Raw genomic sequence first — 23,902 nt, 5'->3', positions numbered from 1 at the left:
AGACCACTTCAAGATTCGAAGTGGTCTTTCTTATTACCTTAAAAAGTCTGTTGCTATTGTTTCCGGGAACGGACAGCTGCAAAAGCCTGCTTTAACTGGATACTATTTGTCTTACCAGGCTTGTACTGACCTTTGAAGGCCTGCTTCAGGTCTTTTGCCGCAACCCTTCCACCACCTGAAGTATTTGCAGGTAGGTAAATGCAACAAAGCCCCCATTCTTCATCGATAACCAGTCCCATAATAACTTTATCGGAGATCTCAACCAGAATTTCATTATCACCCATTTCTGTGTAATAGCGTTCTGCATAGTAACGAGCCGCCTCTTGGGCTACTTCATTCGTTTGCGTAAGAAACAGCACAGAGCCAATCAAAGCAGCATTCTGAAAAATATAGCCGACACCTCTTAATTTTGTATTTTCTGCCTGATATTCAAGCGAGTTGTCATTTTCATTCACCAGTGTTCGGGTCTCCTTACTTTTGACGGTAGCCTTGCTGTTGCCAAAATCCAGTACGGGTTCTTTCACAAAAGAAGCTACGTAGGGAATCACCGTTACTTTGCTTTCTACCCGGTTTTTACCATCGGCTGACGTTCCAGTGATGGTGGTTTCGCCGATGCGGTTGCCGGAAAATTTACCCGCGGCATCCACCGTACCTACGGTTTCGTTACTAGAGGTCCACTTATACTGACTGGCATCGAGGGTATTGTTTCCTTGCGTGAGGGCGAACTGATGTTCTTCGTCGAAATGTACTTGCAACTGCGGCTGGTTGATTACAACAGCCGGAGCCTCGTCTTTTTTAGAGCAGGACGTAAAAACCCAAAGTAGGCTTACGATTAAGAAAAGGTGTTTCATGAAAGCAGATTTTTGCTGGATATGAGGTAAGTACGGAAATAGGTAGCGAGATTCCAAATAATAAGTTTTTGCCTACGACCTTGTTTATTACCCATAAAAAAAGAAGGCCTGTGTAAAGCCTTCTCTTTTTAAACGAGGTACGCTCTTTTTTTATAGAACGCCGGGTAAACGACCACCCTTAACGTAGGGATTGTACTGCACTATCAGGCCATAATCATTGGTGTACTGATAGCGGATAGTCACTGTTTTTTCGTCGGTAAACACACTGGCTCCATTCACCTCTCCTACGTACTTATACCGCTCGTCGAGGAAGCGGCTACCTTCGTTGGCGATGTCCTGCGAATCCATCAATAATACGCTGGCTGAACTCAGTTTGCCCGCCGTGAAGTTGTACCGGATCGCCCAGGTTTTACTGTTTTCGCCCTTAAAAGTCGTTACAGTGGCGGATTGCTCGCGTAATTCGCGGGTCTCTTTACTCTTAACCTGTTCTGGGGTCAGGTTAAAATCCGTTATGGGTTCGCGATAAAGCGTGCTGTACGGAACCACGGTCACCTTGCTGGTCCATTGCTTTTTTCCATCCTTCGAGCTTGCCGTAATGGTCGTTTCGCCGATCTGCTCGGCTTTAAAATCGCCATCGTATACGGTTCCTACGTACTCGTTGCTTGAGGTCCAGCGGTATTGACTGGCTTTCAACTCGCCAGTCCCCTGCTTCAATTTAAACTGATGCGTTTGATCGTAATGTAGCTCAAGCTGGTCTTGATCAAGGGTGATTGGCGGGGTATTGTCCTGATCCTTGCCGCATGAACTTAATACATACAGACAAGTGATTCCAAGGAAGAAGTTTTTCATTCGGCGAATAGATCAATAAATTTCTCAAAGTTGGCAATTCCTTTTTACATCCCAAGCGGATCATTAAGGAGCTGGTTGTCGCAGGCCATTGTTTAGTATGAGCAATTGAGGAAATTTCTTTTGGCCCTGTAAGGTCAATGTTCCCAAATCCATGAGTGAATACAGGTACGAACCGAGAATCAGATCCAAATCGCCATCCTGATCGTAATCAGCTACTTCCATCGTCAGCCACTTGCCTTTTGCCGCCTCTGGTACAGTATGAGCCTCGAAATTCAGGTTACCCAGATTATTAAAATACATAAATCCCTGTTCGGGGTGTTGTATCATGTCGGGAAAGAAAGAAATCGCCGCCAGATCCAAATCGCCATCCTGATCAAAATCAGCCGCTACGACCTGATTGGCCCCGTACAGCGGATAAAACCAGGCCTCTTTAAAGTGATTTTCTCCGTCGTTGAGATACAGTCGGATACCGTGGTAATTTTTTAGAATATTCGTATAGTCCCAATTATCACCGTTGCTTACTAGCAGATCCAGATAACCGTCCCCGTTAAAATCAAGGACTTCCATGGAGCTTAACCCATACACGGGAGGAAACTGAAGCAAAGCTTGTTCTCGAAACTCGCCCTGGCCTTCGTTGGTAAATAAATAAACGCCTTCTTGAGCCTGCTCCATTAGCACTACTATATCGGGTCGTCCGTCCCGGTTGAAATCCTCGACAACTGCTTTACGGGCTCCGGGCAGGGCTTTCAGGATGTGTACGACTGGATTGGATTCCTGATAGCTTTCATACCAGGCCAACTGTCCCAGCTGATGACCGAAACCACATACGATAACGTCTTTTTTGCCATCCTGATTAAGATCGCATTCGGTGAAGTGTACGGGGCGTGGTAAGGAATGCAACTGCAAGCGAATGGCACCGCCCGAATCGATGCATAGTAGATTGCCCAGATTCAAGTCCGAGGGCATTAAACTGCCCATGGTCAGGACCTGTAACTCACCATTGGCTTGTACACGCAGGGCCGATGGCGGACTATCCAGGTGATGTTCATGCTGTAACTTAAATTCCGAGTCGAGTACCCATAATTTCTTCTGACGGTCTCCTACAAAGAGCTGATGAGAAAGCGTATCGTAGGTGAGCAAAGTAGTTTGGGGTGTATGATCGTCTTGAAAAGAAATTGCCCGTACGCTGAAGTTAGGTAGCGATGGGTACGGATTGGTAACGGTCCTTGGCGGTGCGAGTTTTTCAGGAGCCTGGGTTCGGTAGTAGCTCACAATCTTCTGCCAATCGGCTTTTGATAATAGTGGCTTACGGGGATACAATCCAGCAGCCATAACCTTTTGCTTCTCCTCAGCGAATAGACCCCGGTACGGATCAATGGCTGAAGACCGAATCCCAAGTCTCCGACCCATATAGGGCAATACGCCTTTCTCCCAAGTTTGTTTATCGAGCAAGGAGGGGTCAGGAAATAAATGGCACCCCTGACAATACCGATGAGCTAGTTGTTCGCCCGTTAGTAAAGAATCGGAAAGCAATGATTGATTTTTTGGTGAAAAAGTAGCCTGAGAAAACAATACCACTACCACTCCTACCAGTAACAGGCTTTTCAGTAATTGCATGAAATGTATCAACAGTACATTGCTAAACTACGCAAGCCTCAACGTTGAATGACAAGACCGGGACCAGTATCCACATTTATGCCACCAATCAGCAAATAGACTAGACCAGCGAAAACGGTACAAGTTTTGCACTCAACAAGATGGATTACGAAAAAATATCTACTAAAGTCTATTATAACAGAATTTTATCATGATTCTTGCATAGAATATGTGAATATATTTACCTATATTGGGGTATTTGTAGAATACTATTCTCATTCATAATCCCCACTCGTCCCTTATACTTAACATTTTATAATTGGTCCGGTCTTTTTGTAAAATATTTTACAAACAAGATCAAATAAGTATTGACGAATACTTGAGACACTTGTGCCCTCGAGCATTGGCGGATGTTCGAGGGTTTTTTTTTTGCCATTTTGTGGCTCTACTTACCCGATTCGTAGGTTTTAAAGCTGTAGAATGCTTTTTTAGGGGCTGATTTCCATTTACATCCATTTGAATCACGTTCCGCCAGACGTTATGAAAAAGGTCTTCTATCGTTTCAGTACGCTACTTTGCCTTTCCCTGATGGGCATTAGTTTCGGCTGCGAAAATCCTTTCGAAGGAATTGAATTTCAATTCAAAGATCCACTCACCCAGGCTACGCTTCATATCCAATACACGGATGCGAATGCCGGGTCCCGAATTAAAACACCACCCAATTTACAAGTAGCCGTGGTTGGCGAAGATGCCAGACGTATTAAAAATCTGACGGGTGGAGAACTTATTAAACCTAGTTCGGAAGGTTTTCTGGGTTTAGCGGTTGACCCTCAAGACTTACCCTCCAGCCAGGATCCGGTTAATGTAACGGTATGGGCAGAGGCAACGGGGTATTTGAGCAGACTTTCGCAGTGGCAGCTGAGCACCCCTAATAATGTCACAACTACAGTCCCGTTGATTAATTCCAGTCAGCCCCCAACGGGTGTTGCCGCCTCCCAGCAAGATCACACTACAGCTGCTCACACGATCCAGACTGCTGCTATTAACGGAGCCAACGCTCAGTGGGTTTTGCCCCAGAATACTGCTTTGAGTACGATCGACGGTCAATCCGCCCGGGGTGAAACCAAAACTACCCTCTATTACTATACGCCCCAAGTAGCTTCGACGTATCTGCCCAATAATTCCATCCGATCATTCAACGGGATTGGTCAAAACGGTCAAAAACTTCCAGCATTTATATTTGAAGGCCTCGTATTCTTTCAACTGGAAGGATTCACCCGCGAGGGGCAATTACTGCGACGCACGTCCGCACCGACGGAAGTAAGCGTGGCGATTCAGCCCAATAAGCGATTATTGAACGGGCAGCTACCTAAAGAAGGCGATTCTATTCCCTTTTGGATGTTTGATGTTACCCGCAATGCCTGGGTACAGCAGGCTCCCCTACGCCTGCAACGGAATGCTCAGAACAATCAGTTATTCGTTAAAACGCAGCTCTCCCAACTGACACACTATGCGTTGGCCGAGACGCAGGATATTTGTGAAGTGGGACCAACCTTCCGATTCCAAACCAATTTATCGGGCGTAGATATTCTGTATTATGCTAAACTGGTCGATGCAACTACCAATCAAACCGTTTATGAGACTTACGTGAATTTGAACAACGGAGCTCAGCGAACGTTTTCGGGTATGATCCAGCGGAAGGTGAAATTACAAGTATTCCGGGCTAATAATTACTACGGTGGAGATCAGACGACGCCTGTTTACGTTTCCGAAGCGGTAGATTTATGTGATACGCGGACAATCAATGCCCCAATTAGCTTCGAACGACCTCCTTCTAAAGTATCCGTACAACTGGATGTCATCTGTCCACAGGGACGTCAGGTGGATGAAGCCAAATTACCCGCGGAGTTGCGAGTTCAGTACCAGATTGTCGGTACAGACGATTGGGTAGATCTGATCACCATATACCGTACCGTTCGGACCGTGGCTTCCAATCGACTTGAAATCGGTAAGCGGTACCGATTCCGTGCTACGCCCAATCCAGCCATTGGCTGGCCTTTTACGCAAAAGGATACGACGCTACAGCAGACCCTATACAAAATAGACATCGAATCGGATACATTCTGTAAGTAGTGGTTTGAGCGGTTCCATGTGTAATTAAGTTTAAGTTGTTTAACGTTTGAGTTAGTTCAGATTTGAATACGAAAACACCCCCGAAGCTGATCGCTTCGGGGGTGTTTTCGTTTATATCCTTCGGTTAACGGTCACTAATCCAAAACCGTTTTCAGTGGGAAACGAACCACTATTAACAAACAACTGTCCCCTACTAATTCACCCGCACCGTCTGCCCGTCCCGAATTTCTTCGGAAGCTTTTCGTACCAGTACGTCTCCGGCTTTTACGTTTCCGAATACTTCCACTAAACTATCGAGTGTGTTTCCGGTATCAACGGTTACCCATTGGGCTTTGTCGCCATTCATTCGAATCACGAATACTTTTTCCGAAGAAGTCACAACCGCCGTTCGAGGTACAAATAGCGTAGGCTGCGAGCGTTCGACGGGCAGTCGTACCTGAGCGTACATGCCTGCTTTCAGTTCGCCTTTCGTATTTGGAATATCAAATTCAGCCATCATCGAACGCTGGGCGGCCTGCAGACTTTCGGCACTACGGGCCAGACTTCCTTTAAATACGCGTTCGGGAATGGCGTTCACCGTAAAATCGACCGTACTCTTTTTACCCAGCTGATTGGCATAGGCTTCGGGAATGGCTACCGTGAGCCTGAGCGTGCGGCTGTCTTCCAGTACCAAGAGAGGCTTTCCGGCTTCTCCCGCTCCGACCAGGGCTCCAGGACTGATATTCCGTTCGATAATCACCCCGTCGAAGGGAGCTGTCAGCGTCAGGTACTGTTTTAAATCCTGCTTACTCCGCAGATTGGCTTTTGATGCCTGCACGCTTTCCTGAGCGGATAGTACCAACGCACTGTCGGCCTCCATTCGGGATTGAGCCTGATCGATTTCCTGCAAAGAAACTGCTCCTTCCATCCGGTTGGTTTCCAGCAATCGGCGATAGGTGAGCTTACTGGCCCGGTATTTGGATTGTTGCTGGATAAGATTGGCCTGCTGAGCCTGTACTTGAGCCTGGGCCTGATTGACCTCCGCCAGTACTTCCGGGGCTTCGAGTTGCACGAGTACCTGCCCTTTGCGAACCCAGGTACCACGGTCTACGCTGACCTGACGGACGAAGCCTTTTACTTTGGCGTATAGATTTACCCGGTTCCAGGGCAGTAATTCGCCGGGTAGGGTTACTTCTTTACTGGGTTGCATTTCTCGTACCTGCGTGGATTCGAGCCGGGCCGGAGCGGCGGGTTTTGCCTCCGCTTTTTTTGTTTCACTTCCGGCGGAACTGCAAGCGTACAGACTAGCCAGAGCCGGAATCAGGAGCCAATTAAATGAGGGTTTCATACCGTTTCTTCTTGAAGTTGAAAAGATTTGCTTTCGGGATCTTCGGGATCCAGGGATACCGACTGGAAGGAGGCTTTCGCCTGTACCTGCGTGAACACACAGGGCAGAATCAGCAGGGCGGCCAGGGTTGAAGCCACCAGACCTCCGATAACGGCCTGTCCCAGCGGTGAAATCTGATCACCCCCTTCACCCAGACCCGAGGCCATGGGTAACATCCCCGCCACCATTGCAATACTGGTCATCAGAATGGGACGAATCCGGCTACCCGCCGCTAGTACTACGGCCCGGTTGGCGTTTCGAATGGAAAGCCGCAAGTTTTCGGCATTGGTAACCATCAGAATGGCATTCGCTACCGATACCCCTACCGACATAATGAGGCCCATGTACGATTGCAGATTCAGCGTAGCCCCGCAGGCCAGCAGCATCAGCAAGGCTCCGGCAACTACGGCGGGTACGGCCGACAGTATCACCAGTGATAATTTCAGCGACTGGTAATTCGCACTCAGCAGCAGGAAAATAATGACGATAGCTACGATCAAACCCGTTTGCAAACCACTGAGCGTATCCGTCAGCAGTTGGGTCTGTCCTTTCAGCTCAACAATCACCCCCCGGGGTGGGTCACCCGCGTCTTTGATGGCCTGTTGTACGGCTTTCTGGGCCGTTCCCAAATCGATTTTCTGCAAGTTGGCATTGATGGTCACCAGCCGGTTCGGTCCGGCCCGGTCGTACTCGCCCGGAGCGGTTTCTTCCGTAAAGCGGGCTACGTCTGATAGTACGGGGTGCATTTCCCCGGACTTGAGCGGAATGTTTCCAATCTCGTTTGAGGAAGTCATCAGGTACTCGGGAATCTGTACCTGTACCTGGTAGGCCAATCCTTTCGCATCATCTAGCCAGAGGTTTTTATCCGTAAACCGGCTGGAAGATGTAGCCGCCACCATTGATCGGGCCACCTGCGTGGAGGTTACGCCCAGTTGTCCGGCTCGCTCCCGATCCATCGTCACCCGCAGGACGGGATAGTCCAGCGGCTGGGCAATTTGCACATCCCGTAGGAAATCGATCTTTTCCATATTGGCCTTGATCCGCTGGGCAAATCGTCCGGCTTCCTTCAGATCTTTCGCCGCCACGCTTACTTCAATGGGCGTCGCCGATCCCTGGCTCATCATCTTGTCGGTCAGCTCAATGGGTTCGAAGGAAATGCGGGTACTCGGCAGGGCCTGGCCAATCCGGCGGCGGAGTTCTTCCTTGAGGTTGTCCATTTTTACGTGGTACTCCTCCTTCAAGGATACCTGCATCACGGCTTCGTGCGGACCGCTATTGAAGACGAAAATGTTGGAAGTACCATAACTCGAAGGCACCGTACCAACGTAGGCCGAGGAAATTTCCACGTTTTCGGGGCCCACGGCCTCCTTAATAATATCCAGGATTTTCAGCGTTGCGGTTTCCGTCCGTTCGACCCGCGTGCCGTCCGGTACGCGAATCCGCATTTGAAACTGGTGACTATTGGCGTGCGGCAGAATGTCCGTCCCAAGCCATTGAAAGCACAACACAATCAGCCCGATACTACCCAGTAAATAGGCGGTTACGACCAGCTTGCGGCGAGCAATGAGCTTTTGTAAAAACTGCGTATACCGGTGTTTGAAGCGTTCGAAACCCGTTTTGGGTTCGTGCGTATCTTCCTCCAGGATGCCCAATCGTTCCCGTTCGTCCAGAGCCAGCGTGGGGGCTTCGTGCGAAGGATGGGATTTGAGCAACCAGTTAGAAAGCACCGGTACAAGGGTCTGCGAGAGCAAAAACGACGCGATCATTGCAAAACCCACCGAAAGCGAAAGCGGCAAAAACATGGACTTCGGTACTCCCGTCATCACAAAGGCCGGAGCGAATACCGCCAGAATGGCCAACAGAATCAGAAACTCGGGAAATACAATTTCCTTACAAGCCTCCCAGATAGCCTGGGCCTTGGGTTTTCCCATTTCCAGGTGCTGGTGAATATTTTCAATGGATACCGTCGCCTGATCGACCAGAATCCCTACGGCCAGAGCCAGTCCCGAAAGGGTCATCGTATTGATGGACTGCCCGAACAGATGGAGCATCATCACCGCAATCAGTACCGAAATCGGAATGGTCAGCACTACGATAATCACACTTCGCCAGTCCCGCAGGAAGAGCAGTACCATCAAACCCGTCAGCAAGGCTCCGAGTACCCCTTCCGTCACCAGACTTTTCAGGGCATTGGTTACGTAAACGGACTGGTCAAATTCGTAGGAAATCTTGACGTCTTCGGGTACGGATTTCTGGATTTCGGGCAACGCATTTTTCAGGTTCGTTACTACCTGTAGTGTCGAAGCATCTGATTTTTTTACGACGGGGATGTACACCGCCCGGCGACCGTTCACGAGGGCATAACTGACCGTCACGTCGGCACCGTCTTCCACCGTACCGATGTCCCGCACAAAAACGGTTGGACCCGAACCCGTGCGAATCGGGATGTTCAGAAAATCTTCGGGTTTCTGTACTAATGAGTTGACGGGCGTCATTACCGCCTTATCTCCCACCCGAATATTCCCGGCGGGCGAGGGCTGGTTATTGCTGACGATGGCTTTAATGACCTCTTCCGGCGTCAGCTGATAACTCTGGATGCGTTTGGGATCGACGCGTACGACGATGGTCCGCTGGTTCCCGCCAAAGGGCGGAGGACTCGATACGCCCTCAATTCGTGAGAACATGGGTCGTACCCGCGAGGAGGCATAATCCTGAATTTCGTTGAGGGAGCGGGTAGCACTTTCAAACACGAGCTGCCCGACGGGTACGGAGCTGGCATCGAAGCGAACGACCTGCGGCGGCACCGTCCCTTCGGGCATGTAGGCCTTCGCCCGAGAGACGTTGTTGGCGACCTCCGCCGCCGCCTGAGCCATGTCCGTACCCGGATAAAACTGCAATTTGATCAGGGACAAACCCTGAATGGTTTTCACGTCAACATCCTTAATACCGGATACGTACAGGAAGTGGTCCTGATACCGGGTGGCAATGAAGCCATCCATCTGGTCAGGAGCCATACCGCCGTAGGGTTGCACGACATAAATGGTGGGCAGATCAAGATTCGGAAAGATATCGACGGGAATCGTTCGCAGGGACAGTACCGAAAAGAACAGTAACCCTACCACGGCCACCACCACCGAAATGGGCTTCCGCAAAGCGGATCGAATGAGTTGATGCATGAGCGTTGTGAGTTTAGCGTTTGGGGTTTAGTGTTTTTATGTTTGGGGTTTAGCGTTATCTCAACTCAAAACCCTTAACACCAAACCCAAAACTCATTTAGGCACTTGATTCAGAAACACCGCCAGATCACCTTCGGCGGCGGCGATGCGTAAGAGGGATCTCCAGGCATTACTGGTGGAAACGTAGGTATCTACCTCGGCCCGGTTGAGGGTTAGGAAGGTTTGTAGTACCGTGGGCAAATCGGCGAGGCCGTTTTTGTAGCGAGCCTGAGCCTGATTGTACGCCTGTCGAGCGGCCCGTAACTGCACGGGAGCCTGTCGGGCCTGTTCAAGGGCGACGCGAAACTGGGTCTCAGATTCCCGCTGAATCCGTTGCAGGCGATTATCCTGTTCCTGATACAGGTGTTGGAAGCGTTCGGTCTGGGCGACCTCTCCCCGGTATTCGCGTTTGAGGCGTAAGGCATTCGTCAGGTTCCAGCGGGCCGCCACCCCAAAGAGGTAATTACCTACCTGATACCGGATGCCGTTGGACAGGTCCGTTCGGTAGACATCTCCATCGTTTTGTACCCCTGAACCCCTCGCCCAGCCTGCCCCCACCAGCGAGATCGTGGGCCACAGCGAGCGGCTGGTGGCCGTGCTGCGGGCGGCAGCCCAGTCGATCTGGCTGCGGGAAAATCGTAAAGCCGGATGGTTACGGAACAAACTGTCACTCGCGGCGGGCGACAGGGGTAGCTGGGTATAAAAAGACAGGCTATCTACCTGCAAGTTATCCTGTACCAATCCCGTCAGTTCCGAAAGCCGGAGTCGCTGTACCTGTTCCTGTTGCTGACTTTCCAGTAACAGAATGCGGGCCCGTGACGCCTCTGCCGTCGCCAGCGAGCTATCCACACCGGGACGCATACCGGAGCGAACGCCGGAGTCGACGATCCGTTTGAAGGTCATGGCCCGATCCAGGTTCTGTTGTTGGATGGTTACCAGTTTCTGTTGAATCAAAAGCGTCAGATAGGCATCGGTCACCCGTACCTGATGCTGAAAGCGTTCGTTCGCGTAGTCTTCTTCAGAACGATGAACCTCGGCGTTCGCGGCTTTGATGTTCGCTTTTACGCGACCGAAATTAATGACCCGCCACTCCGCAACGGCCGTGGTGAAACTGCCAAATACGCCTTCATAATTGTTTTCGGGACGTACCCCACCAGAAATGGCCACGGCGGTTCCTTCGTTATTGAAGACCGACCCCGTGATGCTGTTGTTAGTGGCGTAGTTATACTGGTGCTGAAGCGTTACGATGGGTAGTCGCTCGGTCAGGGCCGCCGACTCCCGCTGCTGGGCACTCTGAATTTCCGATTGTTTGGCTTTCAGTAGTGGATACTGCGTAACGCTTCGGTCGAGTACCTCCCGTAAGGTTTGCACCTGACCCATACTGGGCAGGGCTCCCAGCAGACAGGCCCCGAGCAAGAACCTTCGCGGGCTTTTCCTACACAAAAAATTCAAGGGAAGAGAGTTCATACGCATATACCGACCGTTTAACGATGCGATCGATGCCTGCAAAACAAGAAGTCAATTCTGGAAACATTTGGGAAAAGAAATCCCGTGATTCACCAAATTTTATGAATCTATTTATCACCTTATACTTTAATAAAATAAGGCAATTCTTTCCAACGGCATACGGATGGCTGCTCACTAGTGCAGGTTTCCTAACCGGTACAATATCCAGGCAGGTTCTTACCTGCTTTTATCTTGCGTAACAAGGCAGTAAGAAACTGCCAGATGGTAGGTACACGTTTGGAAACTTGCACCAGTAGCTCCTTACTTCCATCGAATACCCCAATTCCAGAGGGACTCAATGTCAATAGCCCCGTATGAAATGCGGGGTAACTCACCGTGCAGTTACCTAACATACGAAAAACGCACTTCCCATTGCCCGAAAAATCCCCTTAAACAAATTCATTTTCAGAAAGTTATGAAAGGGTAATAATGCTCTTTTACATGCCGCTGGAATCATCCGCGTATCCGTTAGCTCTGAGTGAACGTCGCTGGTTACGCTATTTTGCCTTTTTCTACTTATACGTCATGCAGGGCATTCCGGCGGGTTTCGGTTTATACACCCTGGCTAATTATCTCACTGCTCATCAGATCTCACCGGCTGCAGTGGGAGTTTTTGCCGCAACGGTTGGCCTGCCCTGGTCTTTTCAATTCATCTGGGGACCTCTCATTGACAAGTATCAGCAATCCACTATGGGCCGGCGGCGGCCCTGGGTATTGCTCGCTCAGACTCTCGCTCTACTAGCCTCACTGGGTTTATTGGTTGTCGACGATCCAATTCGGGAGCTATCCTCGCTGCAACTGGCCTTTTTCGTACATAGTGTTTTTGCTTCGGTGCAGGACGCCAGCGTAGATGCATTGGCTATTTCTGTCATTCCGGAAAACGAACGCGGTCGCCTTACTGCCGTCATGCGGGGCGGTTTCCTCGGCGGCATTTCGCTCGGCTCTGCCGGATTGGCAGTAGTACTGCACGCCTATGGATTTCATGCGGCCGTATGGACGCAGTCGCTGGTACTTTTATCGCTAACCGTACTGACCTTTTTTATCAAAGAACGACCCGAGCAGGCGTTGTTGTCCATGAAACAAATCCCTTTCGTACAGGCTAGTCTTCCTTCAGCCAGAGGATTATTCCGCGAACTCTTTCAGGGTTTAACCGAAAAACGGAGCCTGCGGCTGTTTATTCCTATCCTTCTGTATTATGGCTGTCAGGCGGTATTCAGCCGGGCTTATTCCGTACACCTGATTCAGCGACTGGGCTGGTCGGACACGGACGTATCTGTTCTACAGGGCACTTTGGGTACGCTGGTCGTGATTGCTGTTGTACTCTTGGGTGGGATTATTGCCGATCGCATGGGAGCCCAGCGACTGATGGGCCGGGTCATGCTTGGAGCTGGGCTATTTTTAGTTACGTTCAATTTACTGCATATCTACTGGCACGAACTGCCTGTAGGGCGAACGGGCTTGGTGGCCCTTTCCATGATGGACCCGAGTTTCAGCGTAGCCAGTATGCCCGTACTCATGGCACTTTGCCGGAAGTCCGTGGAAGGGTCGCAGTTTACCGCGTATATGGCGATGGTTAACCTAACCGACATCACCGGGGCTTATGTCTCGGGTCAGGCCCAGATGAGTGTATCCGCTCCGGTTTTGGGGGCTGTCTGTGGAGTCGTCATTCTCGTGGCGGCCTTACTGGTGTGGTTGCCTTATCCCTGGACTCGATGGCAAACAAAAATTGCCAGTCCGAAGACTGGCAATGAAGTATAGTGACAACCTGAGTTAGATTAGCTTACCCGCTCCACTCCGACGATGACCGTGAGTTTTTCTACCACCGTATCAATTTCCTCCCGAGTATTGTATTTCGAGAACGAAAAGCGGGCCGAAGGACGTGAAGGGTCGGCTTTAAGAGCCGTCAGCACGTGTGAGCCTACGTCTGAACCACTGCTACAGGCGGAACCACCCGAAGCAGAAATACCTTCGATATCCAAGTTGAACAACAGCATTTCGCTATCGGCAGTGGGCGGGAAACTTACGTTCAGCACCGTATACAGGCTCTGTGCCGAGTTTTCCGGATCACCGTTGAAACGTACGTCAGGGATGGCCTCTTTCAGCCGTTCGATCATGTACGATTTCAAACCCTGCACATGTTGCTGGTGTTCGCTCATTTCGGCATACGCCAGCTCCAGGGCTTTCGCCAGTCCGGCAATGCCGTAGACGTTTTCCGTTCCACCCCGCATGTTACGCTCCTGGGCTCCCCCGTGAATGAAAGGAGGAATCCGGGTGCCGCTTTGCAGGTACATGAATCCAACGCCCTTGGGGCCGTGGAATTTATGGGCCGCCCCCACGATGAAGTTTGTCTTCAGACGTTGCAGGTCGTGTACGTAATGGCCCATCGTTTGTACCGTATCCGAATGGAACAGGGCTCCGTACGCCGTCGCCAGTTCTCCTACCCGATCCAGATCCAGCAGGTTTCCCACTTCGTTGTTACCATGCATGAGTGAAATCAGGCTGGTGGGGTCCGTTTTTAGCAACTCCTCCAGATGCCCGTAGTCTACGTAACCTTTGGCGTCCAGTTCCACGAAAGAGACGTTAGCAAGTCCTCGTTTCTGGAGCTCCTCCGCCGTATGCAGCACCGCGTGATGCTCAATTTTAGACGTGATGATATGTTTGATTCCTTTGGCAAGAACCGTATTCTGGATAATGGTATTGTCGGCTTCCGTTCCTCCCGAGGTGAAAAAGATTTCTGAAGGCGAAGTGTTCAGCAGCTCGGCCACTTTTTTCCGGGCCTTTTCAATCGCTGAACGTACCACGCGGCCATGACCATGAATGGACGAAGGATTACCAAATTGCTCCCGCATCAGGGGAAGCATCTCTTCCAGTACCAGCGGGTCTAGAGGAGTAGTCGCCGCATTATCCAGATATATTCTTTTCATAATTGGGGATGCTAATAAGCGTATAACCTGAGAAGAAAGAAGTTTGCTGATTAATTGGCAAAGATAACAGCAATCCCGCATTTACGGTTCATAAAAGGGCGGTCTTACGCGGGCAGGACTGCTTTAATCGGCTGTTGATTCTGGCCATCGTATAGCTAACGAAGTTCCTAAGTTTCCTATACAGATCGCTTCGTATAATCCCTTACGTAATTGTCAATTCTTTGGCTTAGTTTAATTTCAACGTATACTATAAGACCCATTTAGAGCCTGTAGGCTAATTTTAATTGGCGATACACCTAATACGCAAATATTTAGCGGTTCTAATTTGAGTAGAAGTGGCTAATTCATCGGAAATAGCAAGATAATTTAGATTCTGTAAAAATAAGACGAGTTGTTCTTTTCAAAAGAGTCGTATGGAAATAGTACAATCTTACCATAAACAAAAACTTAATGATTATTTAACATTATGAAAATTGATTTATTTAAATACAAAACTGAGCATTTCCTATAAATCAATACATTATTGTAATAATTTAAATCCAAATCAAAAAAGCAAGACTTGAAAAAAGACAAAAACATGTGTTTCTTTGTATTGAATTTTACATAGCATACCCTGTAAAAAGTTCAATTTAATTCATTCACAAATTTCTTATGATGAGGAAATTTTTACCACTAACCCGAGCTTTAGGAGTTATGGTGACGCTGTTGCTACTAGTAGCGGGCAAAACCACCTATGCTCAGGTTACCACTTCTTCCATTGTTGGTCGTATCACTGATAATAATGGAGAGGCATTACCTGGTGCCACGGTTAAGGCTACGCATGAACCTACTGGCACAGTGTACGGCACTGTCACTCGTGAAAACGGGCAATACACACTTCCAAACTTACGGGTGGGCGGTCCCTATTCATTAGAGGTTACCTTTGTAGGTTACTCACCCAAAAAACTCACGGATTTAGCCGTTGCCTTAGGCACCCCACTTTCGGCTAATATTACACTAGAAGGCGGCTCAGCCAATTTACAGGAAGTAACGGTAACAGCCGATAAAGGCAGCGTTATTAGTTCTGTCAGAAACGGTGCTTCTACGTACATTTCGTTACGTCAGATGCAAAGCTTGCCCACCATTAGCCGGAGCGTGCAGGACTTTACGCGTTTAACCCCTCAAGCAAATACAGCCGGTTCAGGTACTTCTTTTGCCGGTCAGAACAATCGGTATAATCAGTTCACCATTGACGGTGCCAATGCTAGTGATGCTTTCGGTCTGGCGGGTACGGGAACAAACGGTGGTCAGGCTAACCTAAACCCCATCTCCATTGAGACCATTCAGGAAATGCAGGTGGTACTCTCCCCTTACGACATCACGTATGGTGGTTTTACAGGCGGCGGTATCAACGCCGTTACGAAAAGTGGTTCCAACACTTTCCATGGCTCCGTTTACGGGCAATTCCAGAATGATAAATTCGTAGGTAAAAGTGTTTCTTACAACGAAAACACGACCCGTAACCCCTACCCTGAGTTCAGCAATAAGACATTTGGTGCCAGCTTGAGCGGTCCAATTATTAAAAACAAGCTGTTCTTTTACCTGAACGGCGAGCGCTTTGTAAAGTCCACTCCTTTGGCTTTTGATCCAACTGTAGCTGGGTCAGGTTCAAGGGCAAATGCGGATACGCTCGAGGTACTGCGTCAGTACATGATTACTAACTACGGTTATGATCCTGGAACATACGGTGCTCTGAACAACGAAAACAAGTCTACTTCGCTGTTTGGTCGTCTGGACTGGAACATCAACCAAAAGCATACCCTGACGCTGCGTCATAATTACGTAAATGGTAGCAATGATGCCCTGAGTCGGACGGCTTTTTCAGTACCGTTCTCGAATACCGGTTACCGCTTTGTAAGCAAAAGCAACTCAACTGTATTAGAGTTGAACAGTAACTTTTCGTCAAAAGCTTCGAACGTTTTACGCCTGACTTATAATACGGTTCGTGACAGCCGGGCTACGGGATTCTTCCCCGGCTTGACAATCAATAGTTACGATTTAGGCCAAAAAGCTACCATCACCTATAACTTAGGGTCTGAAAACTCTTCTCAGGCCAACAGTTTGGATCAGGATGTCATTACGCTTACCGACAACTTTACGCTCTACAAAGGCAAGCACACAATTACTTTTGGTACGAATGACGAGTTTTTTAGCAGTAAGAATATCTTCCTGCAAGGGTACTACGGAAACTATACATTTGGTGTAGGTGGTACAACTGATCCCTCAAGCATTTCTAATTTCTTTGCCAATAAAGGGCTTACGCAGTACAACGTAGGGTATTCAACCAGTTCTAATCCTGCGGATAAAGCAGCGGCGAACCTCCGGGCAGCTCAGCTTAGTGTCTATGCTCAAGATGTCTGGAATACCACAGATCGGTTGAAACTTACCTACGGTTTACGCTTGGATTTACCCGTATTCTTCAGTGATCCTGCCGAAAATACTGCTTTTGCTACGGCTTTCCCCGGCTATAGCACGAGCCAGATGCCTAAGGGCAAACTTCTGTTTTCACCCCGGGTAGGCTTTAATTGGGATATCAATGGGGATGCTTCTACGCAGGTTAGAGGTGGAGCTGGCTTGTTCACAGGTCGTATTCCCTTCGTATGGATTTCCAACCAGTTGTCGAATACGGGCGTAACGAATATCAACTACAGCGTTTCTAATGCGAATGCTGCTGGACGGGAAGCTTTAGCTGGAATCAAATACAACTTTAACCCCAGTGACGTACACGCCGGAGCTTACATTCCAACGTCGGTAACGACGGCATCTCCGGTTATCAACGTGATTGACCGTAATTTCAAATTTCCTCAGGTATTTCGGGCAAACCTAGCCGTGGACCGTAAGTTGGGAATCTGGGGATTAGTTGGAACGTTGGAAGCGATTTACACCAAGACGCTCAACAACGCCAATTACCAGAACTTGAACTTGAGCGAAAATGGCGAAGGAACCGTAACATTAGGCACGACGACTCGGCCCCTATGGACGAAGCGTAATACAACTTCTTTCGGTGACGTACTGCTGCTGAAAAACACGAATAAAGGGTACAGCTACAGCCTTACGGCACAACTTCAGAAACCTGCTGATCGCGGCTGGTCGGGTATGATTGCCTACACCTACGGACGCACCAAGTCACTGACTGATTTGACTAGTTCGGTAGCCTATTCAAACTGGCGTTTCGCTTATGCCACCAACGGTTTGAACCGTCTGGATCTGGCGAATTCTAACTTTGATATGGGTTCGCGGATCGTCGGTAACCTGAGCAAGGAATTCCGTTACGCTAAAAACTTCGCGACAACCATTACCTTGATTTACACGGGTCAGTCTGGTCAACGCATGTCTTATCTATACAACCGGACGATCACGGGTGATGACATCTCAGGTGCGGCATCGAACACGATTGCGTACATTCCCTCTAACCTTTCCGAAGCTAATTTTGCTGATATTCGGGGTGGAGCAACGGCTGCACAGCAGTGGACTGACTTCCAAGCATTCGCTCAGGCCAATAGTTATTTGAAAGAAACAATGGGTAAGAACTCCGTGCGTAACGGTGACCGTCTGCCTTTCGAAAACCACTTCGATCTGCGTTTGGCTCAGGACTTCATCTTCGGCCAGAACCGTCTGCAAGTTTTCTTCGATGTACTAAACGTAGGCAACTTGTTGAATAAGGACTGGGGACGTGCGTATTCGTTGTCTAACCAATCGGTTAACTTGTTTACGGTCGTAAATTCTGGTGCTCAAACGCAGAACGGTACGGCTTTCACGCCAACAGCTGCCAAGCCTGCTGTCCAGTTCAACATTAATAACATGAATAACATCAATGGAACGTACCGTCCGTACATCGTAAGCGATTTCGCCTCACGCTGGAACGCTCAGATCGGAGCCCGTTATTCATTCTAATTTTTTCTTAGTCCGCAGTACCAAAAACCTGGCAGTTTAAGTAGTTATTCTGTCAGGTTTTTTAATAAACAGCCAACCATCTTGATCAAATCTATACCTAGTCAACTTCCTTAAATTCCCAAATCAAACTATTGTGAAAACACTTTTAGCAAAATCCAGGAGAACGCTCGCGTGTCTGGGGCTAGTCTTAGCCGCTCTTTGTGGTCTCAATCAAGTACAAGCCCAGGTGACAACCTCTTCGATCACGGGGCAGGTGTCCGACGCCAAAGGAGAAGGCTTACCCGGTGCCTCCATTGTAGCTATCCACATTCCTTCCGGAAGTCGCTATGGAACGGTCACGAACAATGCAGGTCGCTATACCCTTCCTGCCGTTCGGGTGGGTGGTCCTTACCGGGTGACGGTAACCTTTGTGGGTTACAAAGAAAAATCAGAAGAAGGTTTGTATGCCAACCTGGGTACAGCCGCTAATCTGGATATTACGCTTTCCGATGAAAGTCAACAGCTTTCTGAGGTAGTGGTTTCTGGTGCCCGGAGTGACATTTTCAGCTCTGAGCGTACCGGTGCTGCTACGACCGTTAGCAAAGATGTACTCGCGGCTTTACCAACCATTGGACGTACCATCAACGATTTTACGCGTTTGACTCCTCAGGGTAATGGTCGTTCGTTCGGTGGTCAGGATAGCCGCTTGAACAACATCACGATTGATGGTGCTGTCTTTAATAACGGCTTTGGTTTGGGTGATCAACCCGGAGCCCGTACAAGCGTAGCTCCGATCTCTCTGGACGCCATCGAAGAAGTTCAGGTGAACGTAGCTCCCTTCGACGTTCGTCAAACCGGCTTTACCGGTGCTGGAGTTAACGCGGTTACTCGCTCAGGTACTAACCAAGTTTCAGGTTCTGCATTCTATTTGTGGAGAAATGAAGGTCCAGCTTACTTAGGTCGGGAGGCTCGCGGTGAAAAAATCGCCATCAATCAGTTCAATAAGTCAGTATACGGCTTCCGTTTAGGGGGTCCTATCATCAAAGACAAATTATTTTTCTTTGTGAATGCTGAATTGGAAAAGCGGGTAGATCCGGGTACTTCCTTTTTGGCAAAACGAGCTGGCCTTTCCGGTGCTAACGTTACCCGGGTAGAAGCTTCCGACCTGGATGCCGTGTCACAGATTATGAATGACAAATTTGGCATCAACACGGGTCCTTACGAGAACTATAACCTGAACACCAAAGGAGATAAGTATCTGGCTCGCTTTGATTGGAACATTAATAATAATCACAAATTCAACTTCCGAGTTTCTTACCTGAAGTCGAACAGTGAGCAGAATATCTCCAACAGTAACTCGATTGGATTAGGTAACCGTCGCACGCTTCAAACGGCGATGTCCTATAAAAATTCTGGATATATCATCAACGAAGACTATTTATCAATGATTGGAGAGCTGAACTCGACGTTGATGAATGGTAAAGCGGCTAATAACCTGATCATCGGTTATACCAATAATAACGAAGACCGTTCGTACCTGGCTCCCGCGTTCCCGACGATTGATATTCTAAACAATAGCAATACGTATATTTCAGTCGGTACTGATCCCTTTACGCCTTATAACCTGCTTCGGTACAATACCTTCCAGTTCATTGATAACTTTACCTATTTTGCTGGTAAACATACCCTGACGGCGGGCATTAGCGTAGAACGTTTTACTTCAGATAACTCTTTTTATTCGGCTGCTTTAGGTTCTTACGTTTTCAACTCCCTGGACGATTTCAAAACGGCAATGAATGCCTATACGCCAGGTCAGGTGATTGTTCCAGGAAGCACCGTTTCTCCCGTAGCAGTTAATTTATTCCAATACCGTTACTCGCTGCAAGGCAATAGCTTACCCCTTCAGCAGCTAAAAGTGTTCTATCCGGGTATTTACATTCAGGATGATTTCCAGGTTCGTCCGAATTTCAAGCTGACGGCTGGTTTACGGGCTGATATTCCTTTCTTCGGAAAGACTGGCTTTGAAAACTCCGTTGTCGCTGGCTACACATTCAGAGATGAAAACGGGGCTGCCGTACAATACAACACGGCGAAATTGCCTGATGCTCGTCCTTTATGGTCACCCCGCGTTGGCTTTAACTGGGACGTAAAGAATGATCGTACAACCCAGATTCGTGGAGGATCGGGTATTTTCACCGGTCGCCCTCCTTACGTGTGGATTTCTAACCAAATCGGTAACAACGGTGTATTGTCTGGTTTAGTAGAAGCAAGAGGGACTACAGCGTATCCCTTCACCACGGATCCTAGCGTGTACAAGCCGACTTCTCAAACGGGCCGGGTTACGTACGACATCAACGTAACCGATCCCAAGTACAAATTCCCGCAGGTTTGGAAAACGAACTTAGCCGTCGATCAAAAACTGCCTTTGGGTATGATTTTGACTTTAGAAGGGGTGTATAACAAAAACGTAAATGCCACCTACTACATCGATGCTAACCGCGAATCTGCTACCGGAACCTTTACGGGTCCTGACAATCGTCCGCGTTTCCCCGGTTCTGGCTTGACGGGTAGTGCTTTAACGAATGCCATCCGTATTAACGATGACGTAGTGAACAACCTGGTATTGAAAAATACGAACAAGGGTTACGCCTACACCTTGACTGCGAAACTGGAGAAACCCTTTACGAAAGGATTCTACGCCATGGCTGCGTACACCTATGGTGAAGCAAAAGATCTGGGTAGCCCTGGTTCGACAGCCGTTACGTCTTATACTAACCTGATTTCTTCACGTGGTAGTAACTATGTAGACCTGACGTATTCAGATCAAGAGCAACGTCACCGCGTAATTGGGTCAGCTTCCTATAAAATCAACTACGGTGGTCAATTTGGTGGTTCTAGCCAGATCTCCTTATTCTACGAAGCTCGGAACCAAGGTCGGTATTCATACGTATACGGTGGTGATATGAATGGGGATGGTCTTTCCAATAATGACATCCTGTACGTACCTAACTCCGCTAATGAGTTAAAATTTGCTACGGTTAGTGGCGGAAGCGGAGCTACGGCTTACTCGTTCTCAGCGGATCAGCAGGTAGCTGCTTTTGAGCGTTACATCAATCAAGATCCTTATTTGAGCAAGCACCGGGGTCAATACATTCAACGTAACGCGGGTATTCGTCCGTGGGTGTACACCATGGATTTGAGTTTTGTACAGGAATTCTATCTGAAAGCTGGCAAAAACCGCAACACCCTTCAGTTCCGGGTAGACGTTACCAACTTTGGTAACCTGCTTAACAACAAATGGGGTGTAGGTTATACGCAAGTAAACAACCGCCCGCTTTCATTTGCTTCGGTTGATGCCAACGGTCAACCCGTATTCCGAATGGCTACGCAAACGAAAAACAATCAAACCGTTCTCTTAGAGGATAGCTTCATTAGCAGCTTAAGCACGAACGATGTATGGAATGCTCAGTTTGGCGTTCGTTACATCTTTAACTAATATTTGAAGTAAAAAATAAAGGCTTCCAACTTTCTAAGTTGGAAGCCTTTATTTTTTATAATCCTTTATTAATTGTTTACATTAAAAATAATATATCTTAGATATACAAAATACAGTTCTTATTACTTTAGTAATTATCCACTCTAAATTCTATAACCATGAGACAGTATCCACTTTTTAAGCAAATCGTTCTGATAATGCTTGCATTTTCTCCTGCACTCTGCATAGCTCAGATCAAAATTAAACCTTCCACAATAATTTCAAGGAATATAAATCCATTTGATCCTTTAGAAAGCCCTAACATAAATCCAAACTGGGATTGGACACAGTGTTGTTCCGGCCATACAATGTATTATTCTTTAAATGGTTCAACCCCAATTCAATTAAATGGCATACAACTACCTTTTTATTCTTCTGGTCACCAACTTGCAGATGCTGTAAACAATGATGCGAAGGATATGTGGCAGCAAGACGGTTGGATGCTTGCTTATAAAGATTTTGGAACTTCTGTTAGTGCTCCTCCTTATCCGTTCTTCATTCTTTATAATAAATACAAAGGCGTTTTCAGAGTAATGATCTACAACTCTGCTGGATTATTAAATACCTTTTTCAAGGTATATCTTTCATTCAGAAGTAGCTCTCCCAAGTCAGCATTATTTTCTTTTACTGAAAAACGAGGAGGTCTACAAACTTTAAATAATTACGATGGTAGTAATAAACAAGTAGTTATAACCAAAGCGAACCAAGGTCAGGGGTGGATTTATGCTGACTTTATCACTGCTGGATACGTACCAGATCTTAGCTCGAATACAATACTACACTTAAGTGTAGAAGCTGTTAATGAATCAGCTATACAAGTCAGTGGTTCTTTGACACTAGATGAAATCACTAAAAGTAGTGCCGGTGGTAGTGATCCATTAGGAGATGTAAAGACTGCTGTAAGTAAAGGGTACAAGGTTTATAAAGATAGATCTACGGCATTAAAAGATCTTGGTAAACCTACTACCGGCTTTTTTGCTTCAATCTTCAGTATATTCTCAACATTCACAGACGTAGTAGGAATAATTGATTATTTTGTATCAGGCAAGAATGCTGCTGCGGGTAGAGAACCGATGAGTTTTCAAGGAACGGCATCTTTGACAGGAACGTTGACTACCCCTACTCAAGTAGTAGAATATGATTTTGCCTTGTCAAGTTCTATTCCTAGTAGTCCTGATTACTACAAACCTTTACAAAGCATACCTTGGGGTGTATTTAATTTGACTAGTAATGTAGACATGGTAGCCTTCGATAATTCACAGACGTACTACTGTGCTGATAAGCAAACCTATGTAACTGATTATTCTACTGTCTACAAAGGAGCACCAATTTCTTATATTGTTAATAATAATTTAAATATGTCTTTAGTTTCTGTACAGGCACGAACCTTAAATTATCCAGTAGGAGGAACAGGTTTCTTTAACATAGCAGATATAGCTAATATAGAGTTTGGCAGTGTAGGTGAAGACAATTGTTATGGAACATATAGTAATACTACGCCTATGGGACTTGGAATTAAATTTGAATTCCAGATTAATTCTCCAACGAAGAATTACGATAATACCATTGTTCTATACAAGGTTTACTATTTTGGATCTTACAGTGGTAGAAGAGGTTTCATAGCTAGTGAAAACAAAACTAACGTACAAGCCTTTCCTAATCCATTTTCAGACAAATTGACCTTCAAATTCCCAAAAGCCAACTATGGCAATGAAAAAGGCTCAATCTATGATTTAAAAGGAACCTTAGTAAAGAAATTCACACCTCAAGAGCTTTCCTCAGGAATAGTTGAATGGAATGGGAAAACCAATTCTGGCAATTTGGTAACCAATGGAGTATACCTCATCGAATACATAGATAATAAGGGGATTAAACATTTTAACAAAGTGATTAAAACAAATTAACAAGCACATAAAAAAGACCCCGACTAAATCAGTCGGGGTCTTTTTTATGTGCTTGTTTGAATTGGGTTTGAAGTTTAAGTTAGTTTCAACTGTAAGATGTGTTTGAGTTTT

At 47.5% G+C, this 23,902-nt stretch carries 12 protein-coding genes; 5 read left to right on the top strand and 7 right to left on the bottom strand.

Translation table 11 applies throughout. The features are described 5' to 3' along the window. Positions 1-53: 53 nt before the first annotated feature. The 3 genes from C5O19_RS07435 to C5O19_RS07425 all read right to left on the bottom strand — a co-directional run bounded on the left by C5O19_RS07435 (position 54) and on the right by C5O19_RS07425 (position 3,317). On the bottom strand, positions 54-851 hold the full coding sequence (locus C5O19_RS07435) for an Ig-like domain-containing protein (RefSeq protein WP_104710983.1): 798 nt from the start codon (positions 849-851) through the stop codon (positions 54-56). Between the two features lie 150 nt (positions 852-1,001). Next, complete coding sequence (locus C5O19_RS07430; RefSeq protein WP_104710981.1) at positions 1,002-1,700, bottom strand: Ig-like domain-containing protein; 699 nt, start codon at positions 1,698-1,700, stop codon at positions 1,002-1,004. 63 nt (positions 1,701-1,763) lie between these two features. After that, positions 1,764-3,317, bottom strand: a complete 1,554-nt coding sequence (locus C5O19_RS07425) for an FG-GAP repeat domain-containing protein (RefSeq protein ID WP_104710980.1) — start codon at positions 3,315-3,317, stop codon at positions 1,764-1,766. A 519-nt stretch (positions 3,318-3,836) separates the two neighbouring features. Here C5O19_RS07425 and C5O19_RS07420 point away from each other — a divergent pair. Continuing rightward, positions 3,837-5,429 (top strand): hypothetical protein, encoded by a 1,593-nt coding sequence (locus C5O19_RS07420; RefSeq protein WP_104710978.1) that lies wholly within the window; start codon positions 3,837-3,839, stop codon positions 5,427-5,429. A 193-nt stretch (positions 5,430-5,622) separates the two neighbouring features. On the opposite strand, the gene C5O19_RS07415 is transcribed toward C5O19_RS07420, so the two are convergent. The 3 genes from C5O19_RS07415 to C5O19_RS07405 form a co-directional block, all read right to left on the bottom strand. Then, positions 5,623-6,756, bottom strand: coding sequence for an efflux RND transporter periplasmic adaptor subunit (locus C5O19_RS07415; protein WP_104710976.1), 1,134 nt, complete (start codon positions 6,754-6,756; stop codon positions 5,623-5,625). Further along, entirely contained in the window at positions 6,753-9,971 is a 3,219-nt protein-coding gene (locus C5O19_RS07410; RefSeq protein ID WP_104710973.1) for an efflux RND transporter permease subunit, read from the bottom strand. The genes C5O19_RS07415 and C5O19_RS07410 overlap by 4 nt, the downstream gene beginning before the upstream one ends. 93 nt (positions 9,972-10,064) lie before the next feature. After that, complete coding sequence (locus tag C5O19_RS07405) at positions 10,065-11,426, bottom strand: TolC family protein (RefSeq protein WP_243406343.1); 1,362 nt, start codon at positions 11,424-11,426, stop codon at positions 10,065-10,067. Between the two features lie 531 nt (positions 11,427-11,957). Here C5O19_RS07405 and C5O19_RS07400 point away from each other — a divergent pair. Continuing rightward, positions 11,958-13,274 carry an MFS transporter gene (locus C5O19_RS07400; RefSeq protein ID WP_243406342.1) on the top strand — a complete coding sequence of 439 codons (1,317 nt, stop codon included), beginning with the start codon at positions 11,958-11,960 and terminating at the stop codon, positions 13,272-13,274. A 17-nt stretch (positions 13,275-13,291) separates the two neighbouring features. On the opposite strand, the gene C5O19_RS07395 is transcribed toward C5O19_RS07400, so the two are convergent. Beyond that, positions 13,292-14,440: a cysteine desulfurase family protein gene (locus tag C5O19_RS07395; RefSeq protein ID WP_104710969.1), complete on the bottom strand. Its 1,149-nt coding sequence runs from the start codon at positions 14,438-14,440 to the stop codon at positions 13,292-13,294. Positions 14,441-15,133: 693 nt separating this feature from the next. Between C5O19_RS07395 and C5O19_RS07390 the strand changes: the two genes are divergently transcribed. From C5O19_RS07390 to C5O19_RS07380, 3 genes are all read left to right on the top strand, one after another. Beyond that, complete coding sequence (locus C5O19_RS07390) at positions 15,134-18,373, top strand: TonB-dependent receptor (RefSeq protein WP_165795962.1); 3,240 nt, start codon at positions 15,134-15,136, stop codon at positions 18,371-18,373. A gap of 133 nt (positions 18,374-18,506) precedes the next feature. Next, positions 18,507-21,848, top strand: a complete 3,342-nt coding sequence (locus C5O19_RS07385; protein WP_243406341.1) for a TonB-dependent receptor — start codon at positions 18,507-18,509, stop codon at positions 21,846-21,848. Positions 21,849-22,006: 158 nt separating this feature from the next. After that, positions 22,007-23,791 (top strand): T9SS type A sorting domain-containing protein, encoded by a 1,785-nt coding sequence (locus C5O19_RS07380; RefSeq protein WP_108724058.1) that lies wholly within the window; start codon positions 22,007-22,009, stop codon positions 23,789-23,791. The last annotated feature ends 111 nt before the right edge of the window (positions 23,792-23,902 follow it).

The sequence above is a fragment of the Siphonobacter curvatus genome (assembly GCF_002943425.1).
GTDB classification, from domain to species: domain Bacteria; phylum Bacteroidota; class Bacteroidia; order Cytophagales; family Spirosomataceae; genus Siphonobacter; species Siphonobacter curvatus.
The sequence above is the reverse complement of the archived record's forward strand: the minus strand, read 5'-3'. Positions and strand labels throughout refer to the sequence as shown.

Bases quoted from the DNA above. Each gene is read 5' to 3' on its own strand.
- C5O19_RS07390 (WP_165795962.1), top strand. From the start codon at position 15,134: ATGGTGACGCTGTTGCTACTAGTAGCGGGCAAAACCACCTATGCTCAG.
- C5O19_RS07435 (WP_104710983.1), bottom strand. From the start codon at position 851: ATGAAACACCTTTTCTTAATCGTAAGCCTACTTTGGGTTTTTACGTCC.
- C5O19_RS07430 (WP_104710981.1), bottom strand. From the start codon at position 1,700: ATGAAAAACTTCTTCCTTGGAATCACTTGTCTGTATGTATTAAGTTCA.
- C5O19_RS07400 (WP_243406342.1), top strand. From the start codon at position 11,958: ATGCCGCTGGAATCATCCGCGTATCCGTTAGCTCTGAGTGAACGTCGC.
- C5O19_RS07395 (WP_104710969.1), bottom strand. From the start codon at position 14,440: ATGAAAAGAATATATCTGGATAATGCGGCGACTACTCCTCTAGACCCG.
- C5O19_RS07415 (WP_104710976.1), bottom strand. From the start codon at position 6,756: ATGAAACCCTCATTTAATTGGCTCCTGATTCCGGCTCTGGCTAGTCTG.
- C5O19_RS07425 (WP_104710980.1), bottom strand. From the start codon at position 3,317: ATGCAATTACTGAAAAGCCTGTTACTGGTAGGAGTGGTAGTGGTATTG.
- C5O19_RS07410 (WP_104710973.1), bottom strand. From the start codon at position 9,971: ATGCATCAACTCATTCGATCCGCTTTGCGGAAGCCCATTTCGGTGGTG.
- C5O19_RS07380 (WP_108724058.1), top strand. From the start codon at position 22,007: ATGAGACAGTATCCACTTTTTAAGCAAATCGTTCTGATAATGCTTGCA.
- C5O19_RS07420 (WP_104710978.1), top strand. From the start codon at position 3,837: ATGAAAAAGGTCTTCTATCGTTTCAGTACGCTACTTTGCCTTTCCCTG.